Here is an 18,464-nt window from a genome sequence, read left to right on the forward strand (position 1 = left end):
GATTCGTTTGTTAATGATGAAGCCTCTGAAGGGGACTCTCTCTTCAGAGGCTTTTTATTGTTATTGCTTGTAGGCTTCGGAGGAGACCTTAGGCGTAGTAGGCGATGAACTGGTCGAGATACTTCTTGCCAATCAAGAAGCCCTCTTCGCGCTCTACGGCACTATCTTCGTGCTCAATGGAGATCACCCCATCATAGCCATTACGGCGAAGGGCGGCGATATACTCTCCCCAGCGGATGACCCCTAAGCCAGGGATCACGTAACGCCACCAACCATGACCAAGAATCCCCACTTCACGTTTCACGTGCTCTTTGATTTCAGTGTCTTTTCCATGCGTATGGAAAATACGGTCAGCGAAGCGATCTACGGCTTCAATGTAGTCTATGCCTTGCCAGACGAGGTGGGAGGGATCGAAGTTTAGACCGAAATTCTTGTTAGGAATAAGCTCAAAGAGCCGCTTCCAGTGCGCGAGGTTCTGAATATTCGTGGCCGTCCAGTTTTCGAGAGCAAGCTTCACCCCGTTCTTTTCCGCATGTTCCAGCAGAGGGGGAAACACCACCGTGCAGTCCTCCTCGATGGTTTTCATGCGATCTTTACCGTTGGGCGGCAAACCAGCCATAGTGCACACCACATCTACACCCAGCATTTTCGCGATACTAATGGCGTTGTAGACAGTTTGAATATTTGTACGGCGTCGTTCCGGGTCTGCTGCGGTGAGGTCGGTATAGGCGGCAAGAGAGGAGATGCGCAGGTTGCGTTTTTCCATGAGGGTAAGTACCTCTTTCGCCCTTTCTGGAGTGAAGTTATTGGTATCTATATGTTTGCTGCCTGGCCCGGCAACAATTTCGAGACTACCGAAGCGATGCTCTCCGGCGAAAGCGGCCACTACCTCGAGGGGTTCACCTGAGAAGGGGGCGGTGAGAATGCCAACAAACATGAGAAACCTCCTAAAAAAGATTTACTCCTATGGAGAGGAGTTTGCATTTTTTACGCACCTAGTTCCAGCTGGAAAAGTTTTTCTGCATTCTCCGAAAGAATGCGGCGGCGATTGGAGGGGCTGATCTCGGCGTCTTCGAGAAGCCCTATGATCGCTGCGGGGTCAAGATTGGGCAGGCCGCTGCCAAACAGTAGACGATGAGAGCCGACAGCCTCGATGGCCGCCGGGATGCGGCCTAGATCGAGCATACCCGAAATTTCGAGAAATATGTTGGAGGCCTGTTGGGCCGCCATGATAGCGGTTCTCCAGTCGGGGCCTCCCATTCCCAGCAGCACGAAACGATGCATATGGTAGCGTTTGGCAAGTTCTAGACCAACCTCCACACAGAGCCGATTAGGGGCATGAAGGTAGATCGGCTTTTGAAAGCGGCGACAGGCATTAAGAATCTCGTCTGCACTTAGGGGATGGAGCGGCTCTTCCGGATCATCGCCGGTAAGCAGTACCCCGAGGAAGCGGCGGTGGCCGAGAAGATCGCGCACGGCATTAATAGAGGACTCCTGGTTGCGGACGTGGGTAGCGAGACAGCCGTACAAACCGTTGGTTTGCTCCAGCATATTTTTGAGAATGGTGTTCCCAGAAAGCGGATCGAGCCTGGCAGCACGCGTAGAGATAACGATGGCCTGATCGATCCCTCTTCCCGCAAGAAGCTCTGCGAGGGTCTTAGCCGTTTGGTTGGTCGAAGGTATCGGGCTACCTTCTATATAGACATGGCAGTCAATAACAGACATAGTGCCTCACAGTGAAAAGATACGTTCTGCATTACGATGCAGAATCAGTTCTAGCTCCTGAGTGGAGAGCTCGGCAAATTCCAGAGTGCGTAGGACTGAGGCGATGGGCCGCTGGGGGGCTTCTGTCCCGAACAAGACTCTTTCGGCCCCCACATGGTTAGCCACCAGTCGAACCGCTCCTGGAGCGAGCAGATGGGAGGTTTCTAGATACCAGTTGGGCTGTTCTTTAAGAACGGCAATAGCCTCCGCTACAGTACTACTGTCCACGTCGGAAAGGATGATAGTGGCAGGGTAATCGTTGAGCAGGGATTGCAGGAGAGTACAATCTCCCATACGTCGAATCTGGAACATTAAAGGAAGAGCGAGGGGGCGCAGCGCCCGTAGGAGAGCGCGGAATGAGGCCAGATTCACTGGCCAGCCCTGCGAAAAGGGGAAGAACCGGATAAGGCGAAACCCATCCTCCTTCAACTGATGCAGCTCGTGTTCATCTCCGAAATAGTGTGTCGGATTGAGGGAGGCCGCGGGTAAGAGCGCGGGCGTATCCAAGCACGTTGCGCGTGTAATGGCATTGCCGATTTGGTGGGAGAGTCTGATTCCGACGGTAGAGCATACAAAAGCACGTCCTATCTCATGTTTTGCCATGAGTTCGAGAAGATGCTCTACCGAGAGATCGGCTCCGGCAGAGGGCAGTGGCCCAACGATGGTATTAACATCCGTAATGTCAGGCATTTTGTTTCTCTGAGAGAAGAGCGCTTACACTCTTTGTAGCACCCGACGTAGGCGCATAAGAGTACGTTCACGCCCTAGGCCCCATAGCGTATCGAACAGCCCAGGGCCTACGGTACGACCGGTTGTAGCGACGCGAGTAGGATGAACCACCTGAGCAAAGGGCACTTGAAGCCGCTCGGCAACCTCTCTTGTGGCTTTTTCAAGGCTCTCTTGCTTCCATTCTGGTAGAGCTTCATAGGCTTCGATCTCCATTTCAAGCATCGGTTTAAGATGAGGAACCCCAAACCATTTTGCCACCGCTTTTTCCTCATAGCCATGTGGGTAGTCAAGCGGTTGAAAGAAGAAGCCGACGAGATCGGTGACTTCAGATAGAACTTTCATACGTTCCATTTCAAGAGGGATGACACGTCGCGCCATCTCTAACTCGTCTGGTTTGGGTGGATCGGAGATAAGGCCGGACTTTATGAGGTAGGGCAGGCACATCCCGACGATACGACCTGGTTCGCTGTGACGAATGTAGTAACCGTTCATCCAGCGCAGTTTGTCGTAGTCGAAAACGGCAGGATGTTCCGAAAGTCCTTCAAGAGAGAAGCGTTCGATGATTTCGGGGATGCTCATGATCTCGCGATTCTCCTCTCCGGCAGACCATCCGAGGAGCACGAGAAAGTTGAAGAGGGCTTCAGGTAGGTAGCCTTCGCGTACAAACTCCATGAATTGTGTGGCACCGTGACGCTTGCTGAGTTTTTTTCGATCGGGCCCGAGTATGAGAGGAGGATGCACCAGTTTTGGGGGTTCCCAACCGAAAGCTTGTATCACGGCCATAAATTTGGCGGCGCTAGAGAGCCAGTCATCCCCGCGGATAACGTGGGTTACCCCCATGAGATGATCGTCCACGACGCAGGCGAGAAAGTAGGTGGGATAGCCGTCTGACTTCAGAAGAATCTGGTCATCTTGTGAGCGGTTTTCGTAGACGATCTCGCCCCGCACGAGGTCGTGCACAACCGTTTGGCCTTCGAGCGGCATGGCCAAGCGAATCACGGGGGTTGGTTCAACGCCCTCTTCACTTAGGCGCTTCAGACGCATCTGCTCACGACGTTGAGGGTCGCGGCAGTGCCGGTCGTAACCGGTGGGGACGCCGCGTGCTTGTTGCTCTTTACGCATCGCTTCCAGGCGTTCCTTGCTGCAGTAGCAGTAGTAGGCCTTTCCTTCGGCCACGAGCTTTTCTGCATACTCTTTATAGATGTCGAGCCGTTGGCTTTGTATGTAAGGACCTTTAGGACCGCCGGTGACCCACCATTCGTCAGGAACGATGCCGAGGTAGCGTAGGCTCTCTTCGATCTCCCACACGCCTTCAGGAACGTAACGTTCGGGGGTGCGATCGGTGTCTTCCAGGCGAGCGATGAACTGCCCCCCCTCTTTTTTGGCGAGCAACCAGTTGTATATCGCGGTGCGCAGATTGCCCACATGAGGTGAGCCCGTGGGGCTTGGCGCGTAGCGGACGCGAACCGGCATAAATTCTCCTTAGTGGATTATGTATTTGCGTTTAGAACGGTCGAAGCCCTGAGAAAGCTTGCGGGCATCAAAGACCCATACGCCGCCTCGTTGGAAAAAGCAGTGATAGCCGGAGAGAATCGAGGCAACCATTCGGCGTTTCATACGGCGTACCACGTTTGCTTCGGTAAGCAGGGTAAGGTACTCGATGCCTTTTCGATAGTGCTCCATGATGTGTCGCAAAATCTCAAAGTTGGGGAGTTGCTCGTTTTCTGCGCGTTGTTGAAGCTCAAGCAACTCATTGATGCGGTTGCGGCTAATGAACATAATTGGTTCACTTTCATCGTTATAGTTAACGACGTAGCGATCCGGAGCTTGGCGTTCGAGGGTAAAGGTGGCTCCTGAATCGATTGGAATTGTCGAGAACCAGTCGAAAAGGCCATAAAGAAGGCGCGTTTCGTTGTTGACCCAGATCTGCGCTGTATGCCCCCCTGGCAGCATGAATTCGGTTTCCAGGATAGTAGGCTTTGGTGGGAAAAAGCCTGGTGGAAACTGACAGAGCGGCATGGTTCCGATCTGTTTGTGATGATATTTAATCACCGCTCGGGCCGTTGTGGGCGGGTTAGGGTCCGGTTCAGGAAGGGGTTCTTCCTCATCGAGTACGTCTTGGGCGAGTGGGTTAAGGATCTCCTGGCGGAGATTGCCGTCGAAGCCTTCATCTTCGAGTAGGACATCTATGGGGTTGCCATCGGCATCGAAGTAAGTCTCTTGTGGATAGTGGAGAATAGAAGGAACCGTATAGACGTATGGCGGAAGGGAGCCTTGCGGGCGAAACCTCAAGCTACCCACCCACAGCACTCTGGGGTCCTCTTTGAGCGCTTCGGTAACGGTTTGCAGATCTTGTTGGTATGTCGGGTAAGAGGGTGGTATTTCGAAGTGCTCTTCAAGAAGTTTGTTGGCAAAAGTTGTTCCTTCAGACTGAAGCACCTTTTGCACGAGGATTTCTTTGTCTTCATCGGTGAGCTCGAGGGGTAGAATCTCCTGTTCCTTCTGTAGTTCAACCTCATCGCCCACCTCTTGTTCAGCTAGTATGGGGAAGAGCGCTCGCAGGCGAGTCTCAGTTTTCGACCCTATCCATAGATTGCCCTGAAGCGGAAAAGCACCGCTGCGGTAGATGGCTGTATAGAATTTGCGGGCGTCGAAATTTTCTGGATCGAGATGGTAGGCGAGAAACTGCAGTACTTTACCATTTACCGGTTCATCTACCCTATCGAGAAAAAGAGGAATTTTCTCTATGGGGTTTGACAACAGTTTTAGCTCTTCGGCAAGAGGCAGATAGCGGCCGACCTCTTCAGGGGTTAAGAAGTTATCGAAGAGGATCTCCTCTTCGCGCTCCTGCTGCGTTTTGCTGAAGATGGCTTCAAGGCTAGCTTCCGTTTCGAGAAGCCAGCTCGTAAGGGCGATGGTAGTATTTTCAACATGGAAGTAGCGTTTTCCATCTATGACGTAGCGCCGGATAATGTCGTCATAGACCTCTTGGGGGCGATGGTAGATCGCGCTCATTTCTCGTGCAAGAACTTCGATACGGAGTGGACGGCCAGCTTCCAAAAGAATGCGCTGCAGATTCCGGTCGAAGGAATGCGAGGTATCCATATACCGCAGCCAAAGTGTCCATCGCCGTTCGCGTGGTGCCACACGCTGATTATTCTGAGTTGGGTCAAGGGTAAACCGCTCACGATGGGTTATCAGGATGACGCGTGCTAGTTTCGCATCGAACTCGGGCAGGGCGATGTCACGAGCGATATCTATGGTGCGTAGCGCTGTTCCGGCCTGCAGCAATGTGTTGCAGATGAGGTCGGCAGCATAGAGCGAGGCCAGAGTGAGATCTTTGTTTTGTTCTTCCGGTTTTTGTGGTGCGGCAGTGGCCACGTTTATATTCCCCCTTGCTAGCTCAGCTAGCTATAGAATGTTTCGCTGTAGATAGCAGTGATGTATGTGTTAACGTTGTTGTAGGTGACTCAAGAGGCTCGCCGATCAGATCGTAAGTGCGAGCTTCCGTTATTCGGGCTGTAACGAAGGTACCGGGCTGGGCGAAACAGCGTTTCACGTAGACTTTGCCGTCAACCTCAGGACCATCACGGAAGGAACGCCCCACCGCAATCGTTGGATCGAGAGGTGAGCGTCCTTCGATAAGTACCTCTAGAGTTCGTCCGATCCACTGACGATTACGCTCATAAGAGATGGTCTGTTGGAGCGCCATAAGCCGTTCTCGTCGTTGAAGTTTGACTCGTTCAGAGACCTTTGGGCGCATGGTGGCGGCCGGTGTGCCTTCTTCGAGCGAGTAGGTGAAGACCCCGACTCTATCGAATTGGGCTTCTTCAAGGAAACGTTCCAGGGTTGCAAAGTGCGCCTCGGTTTCACCAGGAAAGCCCACAATGAAGGTTGTGCGAATGGCGGCATCCGGCATAGCATGACGGAATTTCCGAAGAAGTTCCATATAGCCCTGATAACTCATGGGACGACGCATTTTGCGCAGGATGGCGTCGTCGGCATGTTGGAGAGGCATATCAATATAGTGACATATCTTCGATGTCGTTGCCAGCGTTTCAATAAGTTCGTCGTTAACGCGCGATGGATAGCAATAGAAGAGCCGAATCCAGTGCAGCTCATCCACCTCTGAAAGGGCTCTAAGTAGTTCGGGCAGTCGGGGGCGCTGATAAAGGTCGTAACCGTACTGCGTTGAATCTTGGGCGATCAGGTTCAGCTCGCGTACTCCTTGAGCCGCTAACCAGCTCGCCTCTTCGATGATTTTTTCAAAGGGCTTACTGACATGGCGACCACGGAAAGAGGGGATGGCGCAAAAAGTGCAGGCGTGGTCGCAGCCTTCGGAGATTTTAAGATAGGCCGACCAAGGCGTGCCCCATCGCACCCTTGTTGGCATGTTGACCCAGCGGTGGTGTGGTTTAGAGACGGTTTCCACAAGTTGGTTAGGGCGAATAAGTACCTGTTGGGTGATCTTTGGAATGCGCTCGATCTGTCCAGTACCTAGGAAAGCATCCACTTCAGGAATGGCTTCGGCCAGTTCTTGAGGGTATCTTTGCGCAAGGCAGCCGACCACAACAACTTTCTTGACATTTCCCTGTTGTTTTTGAGCAACCGCTTCGAGGATGGTATTGATCGACTCTTCGCGTGCCGATTCGATGAATGCACAGGTGTTGATGATAACCACATCGGCGGCGATAGAGGCCAGCTCCTTGGGGGAGCGAATGAAACGCACGGTGTGGCCTTCCTCTTTTAGAAGGCCTAGCATCTCCTCGCTATCTACCTGGTTTTTGGCACAGCCTAGGTTAATAAGACCTATGGTGCGTTTGTCTACTGTTATTTGGGTTTGAGACATGGCGACTGCCGCGATATGGATTCGTTCGAGTTATTTTATCTACGCTCTGGATTGACCAGCAAGATGCCGGCGATCCCAAATAATGCTGCAATGTTGATTCGAGCTATTAAGTATACCCCAAACGCGAGATGGCGTGTCCGGTGCTCTGCTGCACCACATCGTAGCAACACGGAGCCCTCCGACGACTGGATAGGTTGAAACGAATGGGGATACGGTATTATGTTTAGGAAAGAGGAGGTGGGTGGTATTGTATGTTCACGGGCATTGTTGAAGAGATCGGAACGGTCGTTTCTGTGCAGAGCAGGGAGCGATCGGCTATAATCGAGATAGAGGTCTCGAAAACAGGCCAAGGCACGGACGTGGGAGATAGCCTAGCGGTAAACGGCTGCTGTCTTACCGTTGTGGGCAGAGAGGAGATAAGCCGGGACGCACATGTTGGAGGTGTGATTCTCCGTTTCGATGTTGTTCCTGAGACGATGGTCAGAACGAATTTAGGCGACCTACGGGACGGCGATCCAGTGAATTTGGAGCGTCCGCTGAAGGCGGATGGGCGCTTCGGCGGCCATATTGTGCAGGGACATGTGGATGGAGTAGGGCGTATTAGAGAGGTCAAAGATGCCGAAAACGCTCGGATCATGGAAATAACCTTCCCATCTGCATTGCGGCGTTATATTGTTGAGAAAGGCTCCATCTGCGTAGATGGTGTCAGTTTGACCGTTGCCTCGGTAGCGCCCGATTCATTTACGGTTTGGCTCATCCCGCACACTTGTGAGGCGACGACGTTAGGAAAAGGTCAGCCAGGGCATAGGGTGAATTTGGAGTGCGATCTCATTGGAAAGTATGTAGAGAGGCTTTTAATGGATGTCTTGCCTGACTACGTGAAGTCCTTTGAGAAGGGGTGCTGAGAGACAGATGGCGCGTGAGGCCTCTGCACTGCAGGTACGTCCTCTGGTTGCAGCGGACGCGGAGGCCTGTGCGCGCCTTTTTGATACCGATGTAAACCGCTTCCTTACCTCTCGCGTTAACCTAGAGGTTTACGGATACCAAAATGGAGCGTTACCTTCGTGGGGAGCCTTTGACGAAGGGAGGTTGGAGGGGGTACTGTTTCGCTATGCAAATATGGTGGTCGTTGTAGACAGAGACGGACGCACGGCGGCAAGTTTCGCTTCTATTATAGACGGTCAGGAGGGACTATTAGGCGCAAGGGGGTCTCTAGAGACGATCTATGGTTTGCGGGCTGCTTTGCGGCGCTACCGCGTTGTAGGGTTGGAGGTGAGTCCGTTTATGCGTTTGGACAGCCCACCACAGTGTGAGGAGTCGCTTCTGAGGCTAGCACGTCGAGCGACGATAGCTGACCTCGATAAGTTAGCCGATCTCTATGCTGGGGCGGGCAACATGTATCGGAGCCGTCCAAACGTTATGAGTAAGCTCTCCAGCGGTCGGGTGTTTGTGGTGGAGGAGCAGATGGGTCAACCCTCCGCAACGCGGATTGTTTCTTGTGCCCTGCTAAACGTGGAAAGTCAACATGTTGGGCTTATCGGAGGTGTCTATACGCGGCCCGAGTCGCGTGGTCATGGCTATGCGGCGGCGTGTACGGCGGCGTTGGCTTTAGATCTCCAAAAAGACGGCAAGTTGCCCTGTCTGTTTTACGAGAACCCCGTGGCTGGCAGATTGTACCGGCGATTAGGTTTTAGAGAGGTCTCGATGTGGGGCCTACTCTATTTGGAGGATACGCAGGAGGCATCGGGTCGTAAATAGGGCAGAAAAAGTGTAGAATGTATCGGTTTTGTGTCAAGAAATCGAAGGTGGAGGTCCTATGTTTGTCTCTATTCGAGATGAGATCGTTTTCGCTGCGGGGTACAAGCAGCTTGGAGAAGGGTTAAAGGATTTAGGCTATCAAGCCGTAGAGCTGTTGGTGCTTCGCGATGACACGGTGCCGGCGCTCTTACCGGTAGAGGGTAAGGAGCGTCTTCGGGTTTCCAGCGCGGAGGAGCTAGCAGAGCTGAAGCGCCAGGCAGAAAGCCTGAACGTGCAGGTTTGCGCTCTCTGTATGGGCAACAACTTCAACGCCGCGGATAGAGAAGCTGAGGTCTCTTGGGCGGTACGCACCGTGGAGGCTGCTGCTCAGTTGGGCATACCAGTCGTTCGGATTGACCCGCTTTTGAAAGGGGAGCCCCATCGAGCTGCTGAGGAAGCCCAAACCCTTGTTGTTAGCGCTTTAAACGAGATACTACAGCGTACGGCTGGCATCGGAGTGGATTTAGGAATCGAGAACCACGGAAGTGTTGGCAACGACCCGGATTTTCTGGGCTATGTGCTCTCCGCTGTCCATTCGCCTCGTTTAGGGTTAACATTGGATTCGGGCAACTTCTACTGGCGCGGTTGGCCTCTGTCTAAGGTCTATGCCATTTTTGAGCGTTTCGCTGGTGATGTGAAGCATACGCATATTAAAAACATTGCCTATCCGGAAGAGATCCGAGAAAGCGAACGCTCCATTGGCTATGAGTATGGGCGCTATGTCTCGCCAATAGACGAGGGGGATATTGACCTAAGCCGCTATGTACGTTTGTTGAAGCAGGCAGGATATTCTCGCGATCTCTGTGTGGAGGACGAGTCGTTGGGGCGCTATACTGAGGCGGAAAGACGAGCGAATTTACGCAAAGGACGCCAGTTTTTGGAGAGGCTTATTCAGATCGCGTGAGGTGTGGCCTCTCGATTGGAAGGACAATTTCGCCGAGAAAGGAGAGAACGGATATGGAAAGAAGAGTTTTAGGAAAGACCGGTTTAGAGGTCAGTGTGCTTGGGTTTGGTGGCGCGGAGATAGGCTACCTCGGAGCAGAAGCTTCCATTGTGGAACGTCTGCTCAACAGTGCCTTGGATGCCGGCCTGAACGTAATTGATACGGCTGAGTGCTACTCCAATGGCCAAGTTTCAAGCGAAGAGCTTATCGGTGCGGCGATTGCACATCGGCGATCCGAGTGCTATCTGTTCACCAAGTGTGGCCATGCTTCCGGGCTAGACTACCCTGACTGGAGCCCGACCTTGCTAGAGAGGTCTATAGAGAGGAGTTTGAGGCGCTTACGCACGGATTATCTGGATCTTATTCAGCTTCATACATGCTCGCTCGAGATTTTACAACGCGGAGAGGTCATCGAGGTGCTGCAACGGGCGCGGGATGCTGGCAAGGCGCGCTTTATCGGTTACAGTGGAGATAATGAGGCCGCACTCTACGCGCTTGAATGTGGTGCTTTCGATACTTTACAAACCTCGATTAATATTGCCGACCAGCGTGGCATCGATCTCCTGCTACCGGTGGCCCAGAAGAATAACATCGGCGTTATTGTAAAGCGGCCCATAGCGAATGCAGTATGGCTTTATAAAGAGCGGCCTTCAAACGGCTATATCGCGCCTTACTGGGAGCGTCTGCAGAAACTTCAGTACAGTTTTTTGGACGATCCTGAAGAGGCAGCAGCAACGGCACTTCGTTTCGTGATCGGGTTACCGGGGGTTCATACGGCAATTGTCGGCACAACGAAGCCGGAGCGCTGGCAACAGAATGCCAAACTACTGGAGGCAGGGGGGTTAGAACCAGAGCAGATTGAGGCGATACGTAGGCGCTGGAAGGAGGTGGCCGAAGCCGACTGGGTATCCCTTAGTTAGCGACATATGCGAATAACGTTTCTTGGGACGAGCTCTGGGGCTCCGACTCGCAATCGCAATGTAAGCAGCGTGGCTCTACAGCTTCCGGAGCAGGGTGTCCTATGGCTGTTCGATTGTGGGGAGGGGACACAACACCAGATTTTACGCTCTCCATTGCGATTGAGTCATCTCGAGCGCATTTTCATTACTCATCTCCACGGCGATCATCTGTTTGGACTACCCGGGCTGCTAGCAAGCCGAGCAATGCAAAACGGTGGCACCACACCCGTTACCTTGTATGGGCCGGTCGGGTTAGAGGAGTATGTTCGGCTATCGTTGGATATCAGCCGTTCGCGGCCAAACTACCCCATTGCCGTACAAACGGTTCGCCCCGGCTTGATTTATGAAGATAAGCGGTTTGAAGTTTGGGCAGCCCCCATGCGGCATCGAATAGAGTGTTACGGCTATGCGGTAATAGAGAAGCCGTTGCCGGGGCGTTTTGATGTGGAGCGCGCGAGGGCCCTTGGAATACCCGAGGGCCCCCTCTATGGACGGCTAAAAGCAGGGGAGGTGATTCGGCTAGAGGATGGCCGCATTATTGATGGCAAAACTCTTGTTGGACCACCGCGTCCAGGGCGCAAGGTGGTTTATTGTGGAGACACCATCTACACACCCAAAGCTGTAGAGTTAGCCAAAGGAGCCGATCTGTTAATTCATGAGGCAACCTATACAAATGAGGAGTTAGAGCATGCCAAACGCGGCATGCACTCCACCGCTGAGATGGCGGCACGGACAGCGGCCGAGGCCGAGGTGCGATGCTTGATCTTGACCCACTTTAGTGCGCGCTACGAAACCGGTGATAAGATGAATACGCTGTTGCAGGAAGCGCAGGCGGTTTTCCCCAACACCCTTGTGGCCTATGACTTTATGGTTTATGAGGTGCCTCGTCGTGAGCCGCAATGAGCTTGGAGGCGATATCGGGCAGGAACTTTATAATATCACACTAATGTAGTATTATAACGAGACGCTAACTTTGAAGAGTGTGAGGGATGCCCTATGCGCATGGATAAATTGACCATCAAAGCTCAAGAGGCGGTGCAGGACGCCCAGCAACAGGCTGTGACACATCAGAACGTGCAGATTGACGTTGAGCATCTGCTTGCCGCTTTGCTTCAACAGACGGATGGTGTAACTCAACCTATTCTTCAGAAACTCGGAGTGAACGTGCCGGTGCTGGAACGTCAACTTGAAGCGGAGATTGAGAAGCTACCTAAAGTTTCCGGCTCGGCGGAGCATGGATCAACGATATCCCCGCGCCTTCGCAACGTTTTTAACATCGCGTTTTCAGAGGCCGAGAGGATGCAGGATGAGTACGTAAGCACAGAGCATTTGTTACTCGGTATCGTTGCGGACGGCCAGAGCGGTGCGGCGAGGCTTCTTAAAGCGCAGGGAGTAACGCAGGACAACTTATTGCAGGCATTACGCGACGTGCGCGGGAATCAGCGGATTGTTGACCCCAACCCCGAAGAGAAATACCAAGCTTTGGAGAGGTATGGTCGTGATCTAACCGAAGAGGCACGCAAGCAGAAGTTAGACCCGGTGATCGGGCGTGATGAAGAGATACGCCGTGTTATTCAGGTGCTCTCACGGCGTACAAAGAACAACCCGGTTTTAATTGGAGAACCTGGAGTCGGGAAGACGGCTATTGTAGAGGGTTTGGCACAGCGCATTGTGGAAGGAGACGTGCCTGAGGGATTACGTAATAAGCGCATCATCGCGCTTGATCTCGGCTCTTTAATTGCAGGCACGAAATATCGTGGCGAGTTTGAGGAGCGCCTAAAGGCTGTTCTCAAAGAGATCGCGCGTGCTGAAGGCTCCATCATTCTGTTTATAGATGAGATCCACACCATTGTTGGAGCAGGTGCAGCCGAGGGCGCCATGGATGCCTCCAATATGCTGAAGCCGATGTTGGCACGCGGTGAACTGCGCTGCATCGGTGCCACCACGCTCGATGAGTACCGAAAACACATCGAGAAAGATGCCGCTCTTGAGCGACGCTTCCAACCGATCTACGTTGGCGAGCCATCTGTAGAGGACACAATCGCCATTTTGCGAGGTTTGAAGGAGCGCTATGAGGTTCATCATGGCGTGCGCATCACCGACAGCGCTCTGGTGGCAGCAGCGGTGCTTTCGCATCGCTACATATCCGACCGATTTTTGCCAGACAAGGCCATAGATCTAGTGGATGAAGCTGCCTCACGTCTGCGTATCGAGATCGACTCGATGCCGGCAGAGATTGATGCGGTGGAGCGCAGGATACGCCAGTTAGAGATCGAGCGTATGGCGTTGTCGAAGGAGACCGATGAAGCCGGCAAAGAGCGTCTTGCAAAGATCGAGCAGGAGTTAAGCGAACTGCGCGAGCAGTCGGCACAACTGAAGGCTCGTTGGGAGAATGAGAAGCGGGTGATCCAAAAGATCAGCAAGACGAAGCAGGAGATCGAGCAGACTCGGTTGCAGGCGGAGGCTGCAGAGAGAGAGGGCGACTTAGCGAAAGCCGCTGAGCTTCGGTACGGGGTAATGCACGCGCTGAACAAGCGCTTAGAGCAGGAACAAGCCGAACTTCGGGAGGTGCAGCAGGGTGGTCAGGCCCTGTTGAAAGAGGAGGTAACAGCGGACGATATCGCCGAGATCGTCAGCAAATGGACGGGCATTCCCGTGAGCCGCATGTTGGAGGGTGAGATGCAGAAGCTGCTCCACATGGAGGAGCGACTTCGCCAGCGTGTGGTCGGTCAAGATGAGGCGATTACGGCGGTGGCTAACGCTGTACGGCGTTCACGCTCCGGTTTGGCCGATCCGAACCGACCCATCGGCAGCTTCATGTTTCTCGGCCCGACCGGTGTGGGTAAAACGGAGTTGGCACGTGCGTTGGCCGAGTTCCTCTTTGACGACGAGCGCGCCATGGTGCGCATTGACATGAGCGAATATATGGAGAAGCACTCGGTGGCGCGACTGATCGGTGCCCCGCCGGGATATGTGGGCTATGAGGAGGGAGGTCAGCTGACGGAAGCGGTACGGCGCCGGCCCTACTCGGTGATTCTCTTTGATGAGATCGAAAAGGCGCATCCGGATGTTTTCAACGTGTTGCTGCAGCTTTTGGATGATGGCCGATTGACCGATGGACAGGGTCGCACGGTGGACTTCCGGAACACCGTGGTCATCATGACCTCGAATATCGGAAGTCACATTATCCAGGAACTTGCGCTCACCGACCCGGCTCTCATGCGCCAGCGGGTCATGGAGGCGGTCCAAGCTCACTTCAGGCCGGAGTTTCTAAACCGCATTGACGAGATCATCCTCTTCAAGAGCTTGACGATGGAAGAGATTCGAGAGATTGTAGAGATACAACTCGGGCTTTTACGCAAACGCTTGGCCGAAAAGAAGATCACCCTAACACTTACGCCCAAGGCACGCGAGGCGGTTGCTCTGGCGGGTTACGACCCGGTATATGGGGCGCGACCGCTTAAACGGGCAATCCAACGGTTGATCGCCGACCCATTGGCTCAGAAACTATTGGCCGGCGAGTTCCGTGAAGGTGACCATATTCTTGTAGACGCAAACGCAGAAGGGGTCCTCTCCTTCCAGCGTGCGCCGGAGGTCATTGAGACAACGGTCGTGGGAAGTTAAAGGGAGCAACAGCGAGGGGAAGCGGGGCTATTACCGCTTCCCCTTTCTTTTTAGCGGTAAACGAAACGATGGATGCCCAAAGGGCAACTATTTTTAAGGACTGCATTAATGGAGGGCAATGCCGAATGGGCTGCTAAAGTTGCCCACTCCATGACCTCCTGAGCCGTAGCTTATCCATCCTGTACCTGTCATATCGTTGAAGCGTACAATACGGTTGTTGCCGTTATCTACCACATAGATGCGGTTTTGGCTATCAATGGCGATACCCGTGGGGCCGGTAAACTGGTTAATGCCATTGCCTTGAGTCCCAAAGGCGGTCCAGTTGGTACCGTTCATGTCGCTCACGCGCACAATGCGATGGTTAAGCGTATCAGCGATGTAGATGTTGCCTTTACTGTCGAGGGCGATGTTGCTCGGGAGGTTGAACTGGTTTTGTCCGTAGCCTGCAACGCCATAAGTTATCCAGCCGGCTCCCGTCATGTCGTTGACGCGGACAATGCGATTATTATTGGAATCCACGATATAGATGCGCCCGGAGGAATCGATGGTTACCGCAGTGGGATTGTTAAATTGGCCTTGGTTCGTGCCGGCCTGTTTGTAGGTTCCCAGATAGAGCGCACCGGCACCCGTTATGTCGTTGACTCGAATGATACGTTGTCCGCCAAAGTCGGCAATATAGAGGAGACCGCTGCTATCTATCGCCACACCGTAGGGGCCGACCAAAGAGATAGCGGAGCTGAGAACTGTCCATCCTGTGCCGCTCATATCGTTGAAAGAGACAACACGTGCGTTGGTATAGTCCGCCACATAGATATGTCCTTGCTTATCTACGGTGATGCCTCCAAGCAGACCGAACTGCCCAGTGCCACTACCGCGTGAGCCATAGGTTGTCCATCCTGTGCCGATAAAGTCGTTGAATCGAACAACGCGATTATTGCCTTGATCGGTCACATACATGGTCGGACCGGGACCGCCACTATTGCCGCCACTGCCCGATGCAGGGGAGCCGTTTCCTCCTCCACAGCCCGCCAGCAGAACAAATGGGGTAAGCATCCCGACCTGAAGAAACTTACGTCGCTCCATTCCCATTCCCTTCGTTGTATCTTTGACTTCTACTTCTCCCTAGTAGGAACCACGTTTAGTATAACCGATTTTGCGGCGTGGAACTTGCTAGGGAGTGGGCGCCCCGTTGGTGAAGCGTATCAAGGAGCGGCAAGAAAAGAGGGCGGGCAGCCCTGGAGGGTGGATGCCCGCCACATAGTTCATTGGGGGGTGGTTAGTGAAGTGCGATACCGTATGGGCCAGCAAAGTTGCCAACACCGCTGCCCTGGGAGCCGTAAGTAATCCAGCCTGTTCCGTTCATATCATCGATACGTACGATGCGATTGTTATCAGTATCAACCACATAGATGCGATTTTGCGAGTCGATGGCGATTCCGTAGGGATATTGAAATTGGTTGGTCCCAGTACCTTTGGTTCCAAAGGTCGTCCAGCCGGCACCCGTCATGTCGTTGATGCGAACAATGCGATTGTTGAGGGTATCGGAGATGTAGATACGGCCGCTGCTATCCAGCGCTATGCCGCCGGGCTGATTAAACTGTCCTTGGCCGTTTCCTTGGGAGCCATAGGTTGTCCAGTTGAGCCCACTGATGTTGTCAACACGAACGATGCGGTGGTTAAAGCAGTCGATGACATAGATATGCCCGGTAGGATCCACAACAGCCGCGTAAGGACCGTAGAAGTGACCTTTCCCAGAGCCAGGCTGTTTTAGCTGCCCCAGTGCCACTGGGTTTGTTCCGTTCATGTCATCGACACGAATAATGCGATCACCACCAGAGTCAACAATGTAGATGTGGCCAGAGCTATCGAATGTTACATCATTGGGAGCTTGTAGGGAAAGCGTGTTACCGAGAGCAACCCATCCGGCACCGGTCATATCGTTGATGCGCACGAGGCGGGCGTTCTGGTAATCTGCGATGTAGATACGCCCTTGAGGATCCACGCTAAGTCCACGTGGCAGCATGAATTGGCCTTGTGAACTACCCATAGATCCATAGGTCGTCCAACCTGTTCCCGTGAAGTCGTTGAATTTGACGACGCGTCCATTATTCCGGTCAGTAACATAAATAGTCGGCCCTGAAGAGCTTCCTCCAGAGCCAGCCGATCCGCTTTCTCCAGAGCCTCTTCCTGGTGAAGAGCTAGGGCTCCTACCGCATCCACTGCAGCCTGCCAAAAGAGCGAACGGGGCGAGAAGGCCAAGTTGCAAAAACTGACGTCTGTCCATGCATATCCTCCCGAAGTTAGAGATTTTTGAAGAACGTTGGATTGGGTTTATTACGTGTGATCGGCGTGTATAAACACACACCCTTTATTTTAACACATTTCCATAGGGAGTTTGTGACACGCGAAAATTTGCTTGAAATTCTTCGAATAGTTTTTTGACAGAGTGAGAGAAGCCTTGCATCCTGCTAGGGAGTGGTCGCCCCGTTGGTGAAGCGTATCAAGGAGCGGCAAGAAAAGAGGGCGGGCAGCCCTGGAGGGTGGACGCCCGCCACACAGTTCATTGGGGGTGGTTAGTGAAGTGCGATACCGAATGGGCTAATAAAGTTGCCAACACCGCTGCCCTGGGAGCCGTAGCTAACCCAGCCTGTTCCGGTCATATCATTGATACGCACGATGCGATTGTTGCCATTGTCAGCCACATAGATGCGATTTTGCGAGTCGATGGCAATTCCGACGGGAGCTTGAAATTGGTTGACCCCAGTACCTGGGGTTCCAAAGACCGTCCATCCGGCACCCGTCATGTCGTTGATGCGAACAATGCGATTGTTGAGGGTATCGGAGATGTAGATACGGCCGCTGCTATCCAGCGCTATGCCGCCGGGCTGATTAAACTGTCCTTGGCCATTTCCTTGGGAGCCATAGGTCGTCCAGTTGAGCCCACTGATGTTGTCAACACGGACAATGCGGTGGTTATTGGAGTCGACGACATAGATATGCCCGGTAGAATCCACAACAGCCGCTACAGGACCGTGGAATTGACCTACAGCAGAGCCAGGATTATTTAGCTGCCCCAGTGCCACTGCGCCTGTTCCGTTCATGTCATAGACACGGACGATGCGTTGACCACCAAAGTCAACAATGTAGATGTAGCCAGAGCTATCGAGAGTTACATTATAGGGACCTACTAGGGAAAGCGTGCTACCGAGAGCAACCCATCCGGCACCGGTCATATCGTTGATGCGCACGAGGCGGGCGTTCTGGTAATCTGAGATGTAGATACGCCCTTGAGTATCCACGCTAAGTCCGCCTGGCAGATTGAATTGGCCTTGTGAACTACCTGTAGATCCATAGGTCGTCCAACCTGTTCCCGTGAAGTCGTTGAATTTGACGACGCGTCCATTCCCCTGGTCAGTAACATAAATAGTCGGCCCTGAAGAGCTTCCACCGGAGCCACCACTGCCAGAACCACCGGAACCGCTTCCTGAAGAGCCTCCTCCTGGTGAAGAGCTAGGGCTACCACCGCCTCCACCGCAGCCTGCCAAAAGAGCGAACGGGGCGAGAAGGCCAAGTTGCAAAAACTGACGTCTATCCATACATATTCCCCCCGAAGTTAGAGATTTTCGAAGAACGTTGGATTGGGTTTATTACGTGTGATCGGCGTGTATAAACGCACGCCCTTTATTTTGACACTTTCCCCTACAGAATCCTGCATGGAGTTTGTGACACACGAAAATTCGCTTGAAATTCTTCGAATAGTTTTTTGACAGAGTGAGAAAGGTCGCAGGTTCCCTCACAA

15 protein-coding genes are annotated in these 18,464 nt (G+C 53.1%); 6 read left to right on the plus strand and 9 right to left on the minus strand.

Features of this window, described 5'->3' with window-relative positions; translation table 11 throughout:
• Nucleotides 1-88: 88 nt before the first annotated feature.
• The 6 genes from CCALI_RS01385 to rimO are packed head-to-tail and all read right to left on the minus strand — an operon-like array spanning nt 89 to nt 7,342.
• The gene (locus tag CCALI_RS01385; protein WP_016481679.1) at nt 89-937 is read right to left on the minus strand and encodes a sugar phosphate isomerase/epimerase family protein; all 849 of its coding nucleotides are present in this window, start codon (nt 935-937) and stop codon (nt 89-91) included.
• Between the two features lie 50 nt (nt 938-987).
• The gene (locus CCALI_RS01390; protein ID WP_016481680.1) at nt 988-1,725 is read right to left on the minus strand and encodes an amidohydrolase family protein; all 738 of its coding nucleotides are present in this window, start codon (nt 1,723-1,725) and stop codon (nt 988-990) included.
• A gap of 6 nt (nt 1,726-1,731) precedes the next feature.
• Nucleotides 1,732-2,454: an amidohydrolase family protein gene (locus CCALI_RS01395; protein WP_016481681.1), complete on the minus strand. Its 723-nt coding sequence runs from the start codon at nt 2,452-2,454 to the stop codon at nt 1,732-1,734.
• Nucleotides 2,455-2,478: 24 nt separating this feature from the next.
• Nucleotides 2,479-3,966, minus strand: a complete 1,488-nt coding sequence (gene gltX, locus CCALI_RS01400; protein ID WP_016481682.1) for a glutamate--tRNA ligase — start codon at nt 3,964-3,966, stop codon at nt 2,479-2,481.
• A 9-nt stretch (nt 3,967-3,975) separates the two neighbouring features.
• Entirely contained in the window at nt 3,976-5,874 is a 1,899-nt protein-coding gene (locus tag CCALI_RS01405) for a hypothetical protein (protein ID WP_016481683.1), read from the minus strand.
• Between the two features lie 22 nt (nt 5,875-5,896).
• Nucleotides 5,897-7,342, minus strand: a complete 1,446-nt coding sequence (gene rimO, locus CCALI_RS01410; RefSeq protein WP_016481684.1) for a 30S ribosomal protein S12 methylthiotransferase RimO — start codon at nt 7,340-7,342, stop codon at nt 5,897-5,899.
• 251 nt (nt 7,343-7,593) lie between these two features.
• Here rimO and CCALI_RS01415 point away from each other — a divergent pair, with 251 nt between their 5' ends.
• The 6 genes from CCALI_RS01415 to clpB all read left to right on the plus strand — a co-directional run bounded on the left by CCALI_RS01415 (nt 7,594) and on the right by clpB (nt 14,665).
• The gene (locus tag CCALI_RS01415; protein ID WP_016481685.1) at nt 7,594-8,247 is read left to right on the plus strand and encodes a riboflavin synthase; all 654 of its coding nucleotides are present in this window, start codon (nt 7,594-7,596) and stop codon (nt 8,245-8,247) included.
• A 7-nt stretch (nt 8,248-8,254) separates the two neighbouring features.
• Nucleotides 8,255-9,100: a GNAT family N-acetyltransferase gene (locus CCALI_RS01420; protein WP_016481686.1), complete on the plus strand. Its 846-nt coding sequence runs from the start codon at nt 8,255-8,257 to the stop codon at nt 9,098-9,100.
• A gap of 58 nt (nt 9,101-9,158) precedes the next feature.
• The gene (locus tag CCALI_RS01425; RefSeq protein ID WP_016481687.1) at nt 9,159-10,043 is read left to right on the plus strand and encodes a sugar phosphate isomerase/epimerase family protein; all 885 of its coding nucleotides are present in this window, start codon (nt 9,159-9,161) and stop codon (nt 10,041-10,043) included.
• Between the two features lie 53 nt (nt 10,044-10,096).
• Nucleotides 10,097-11,002 (plus strand): aldo/keto reductase, encoded by a 906-nt coding sequence (locus CCALI_RS01430; protein ID WP_016481688.1) that lies wholly within the window; start codon nt 10,097-10,099, stop codon nt 11,000-11,002.
• A 6-nt stretch (nt 11,003-11,008) separates the two neighbouring features.
• Nucleotides 11,009-11,944 carry a ribonuclease Z gene (gene rnz, locus CCALI_RS01435; RefSeq protein WP_016481689.1) on the plus strand — a complete coding sequence of 312 codons (936 nt, stop codon included), beginning with the start codon at nt 11,009-11,011 and terminating at the stop codon, nt 11,942-11,944.
• A gap of 93 nt (nt 11,945-12,037) precedes the next feature.
• Nucleotides 12,038-14,665 carry an ATP-dependent chaperone ClpB gene (gene clpB / locus CCALI_RS01440; RefSeq protein WP_016481690.1) on the plus strand — a complete coding sequence of 876 codons (2,628 nt, stop codon included), beginning with the start codon at nt 12,038-12,040 and terminating at the stop codon, nt 14,663-14,665.
• A gap of 105 nt (nt 14,666-14,770) precedes the next feature.
• Here the strand turns inward: clpB and CCALI_RS01445 are convergent, their stop codons facing one another.
• From CCALI_RS01445 to CCALI_RS01455, 3 genes are all read right to left on the minus strand, one after another.
• Entirely contained in the window at nt 14,771-15,748 is a 978-nt protein-coding gene (locus CCALI_RS01445) for an NHL repeat-containing protein (protein ID WP_016481691.1), read from the minus strand.
• A gap of 193 nt (nt 15,749-15,941) precedes the next feature.
• Nucleotides 15,942-16,949, minus strand: a complete 1,008-nt coding sequence (locus tag CCALI_RS01450; protein WP_016481692.1) for an NHL repeat-containing protein — start codon at nt 16,947-16,949, stop codon at nt 15,942-15,944.
• Between the two features lie 289 nt (nt 16,950-17,238).
• Nucleotides 17,239-18,261, minus strand: a complete 1,023-nt coding sequence (locus tag CCALI_RS01455) for an NHL repeat-containing protein (protein ID WP_016481693.1) — start codon at nt 18,259-18,261, stop codon at nt 17,239-17,241.
• Between the last annotated feature and the right edge of the window lie 203 nt (nt 18,262-18,464).

The sequence above is a fragment of the Chthonomonas calidirosea T49 genome (genome assembly GCF_000427095.1).
Classification (GTDB): Bacteria; Armatimonadota; Chthonomonadetes; order Chthonomonadales; family Chthonomonadaceae; genus Chthonomonas; species Chthonomonas calidirosea.

Coding starts and splice junctions, on each gene's coding strand:
- CCALI_RS01385 (WP_016481679.1), bottom strand. CDS start 937: ATGTTTGTTGGCATTCTCACCGCCCCCTTCTCAGGTGAACCCCTCGAG.
- CCALI_RS01390 (WP_016481680.1), bottom strand. CDS start 1,725: ATGTCTGTTATTGACTGCCATGTCTATATAGAAGGTAGCCCGATACCT.
- CCALI_RS01395 (WP_016481681.1), bottom strand. CDS start 2,454: ATGCCTGACATTACGGATGTTAATACCATCGTTGGGCCACTGCCCTCT.
- gltX (WP_016481682.1), bottom strand. CDS start 3,966: ATGCCGGTTCGCGTCCGCTACGCGCCAAGCCCCACGGGCTCACCTCAT.
- rimO (WP_016481684.1), bottom strand. CDS start 7,342: ATGTCTCAAACCCAAATAACAGTAGACAAACGCACCATAGGTCTTATT.
- CCALI_RS01415 (WP_016481685.1), top strand. CDS start 7,594: ATGTTCACGGGCATTGTTGAAGAGATCGGAACGGTCGTTTCTGTGCAG.
- CCALI_RS01420 (WP_016481686.1), top strand. CDS start 8,255: ATGGCGCGTGAGGCCTCTGCACTGCAGGTACGTCCTCTGGTTGCAGCG.
- CCALI_RS01425 (WP_016481687.1), top strand. CDS start 9,159: ATGTTTGTCTCTATTCGAGATGAGATCGTTTTCGCTGCGGGGTACAAG.
- CCALI_RS01430 (WP_016481688.1), top strand. CDS start 10,097: ATGGAAAGAAGAGTTTTAGGAAAGACCGGTTTAGAGGTCAGTGTGCTT.
- rnz (WP_016481689.1), top strand. CDS start 11,009: ATGCGAATAACGTTTCTTGGGACGAGCTCTGGGGCTCCGACTCGCAAT.
- clpB (WP_016481690.1), top strand. CDS start 12,038: ATGCGCATGGATAAATTGACCATCAAAGCTCAAGAGGCGGTGCAGGAC.
- CCALI_RS01445 (WP_016481691.1), bottom strand. CDS start 15,748: ATGGAGCGACGTAAGTTTCTTCAGGTCGGGATGCTTACCCCATTTGTT.
- CCALI_RS01450 (WP_016481692.1), bottom strand. CDS start 16,949: ATGGACAGACGTCAGTTTTTGCAACTTGGCCTTCTCGCCCCGTTCGCT.
- CCALI_RS01455 (WP_016481693.1), bottom strand. CDS start 18,261: ATGGATAGACGTCAGTTTTTGCAACTTGGCCTTCTCGCCCCGTTCGCT.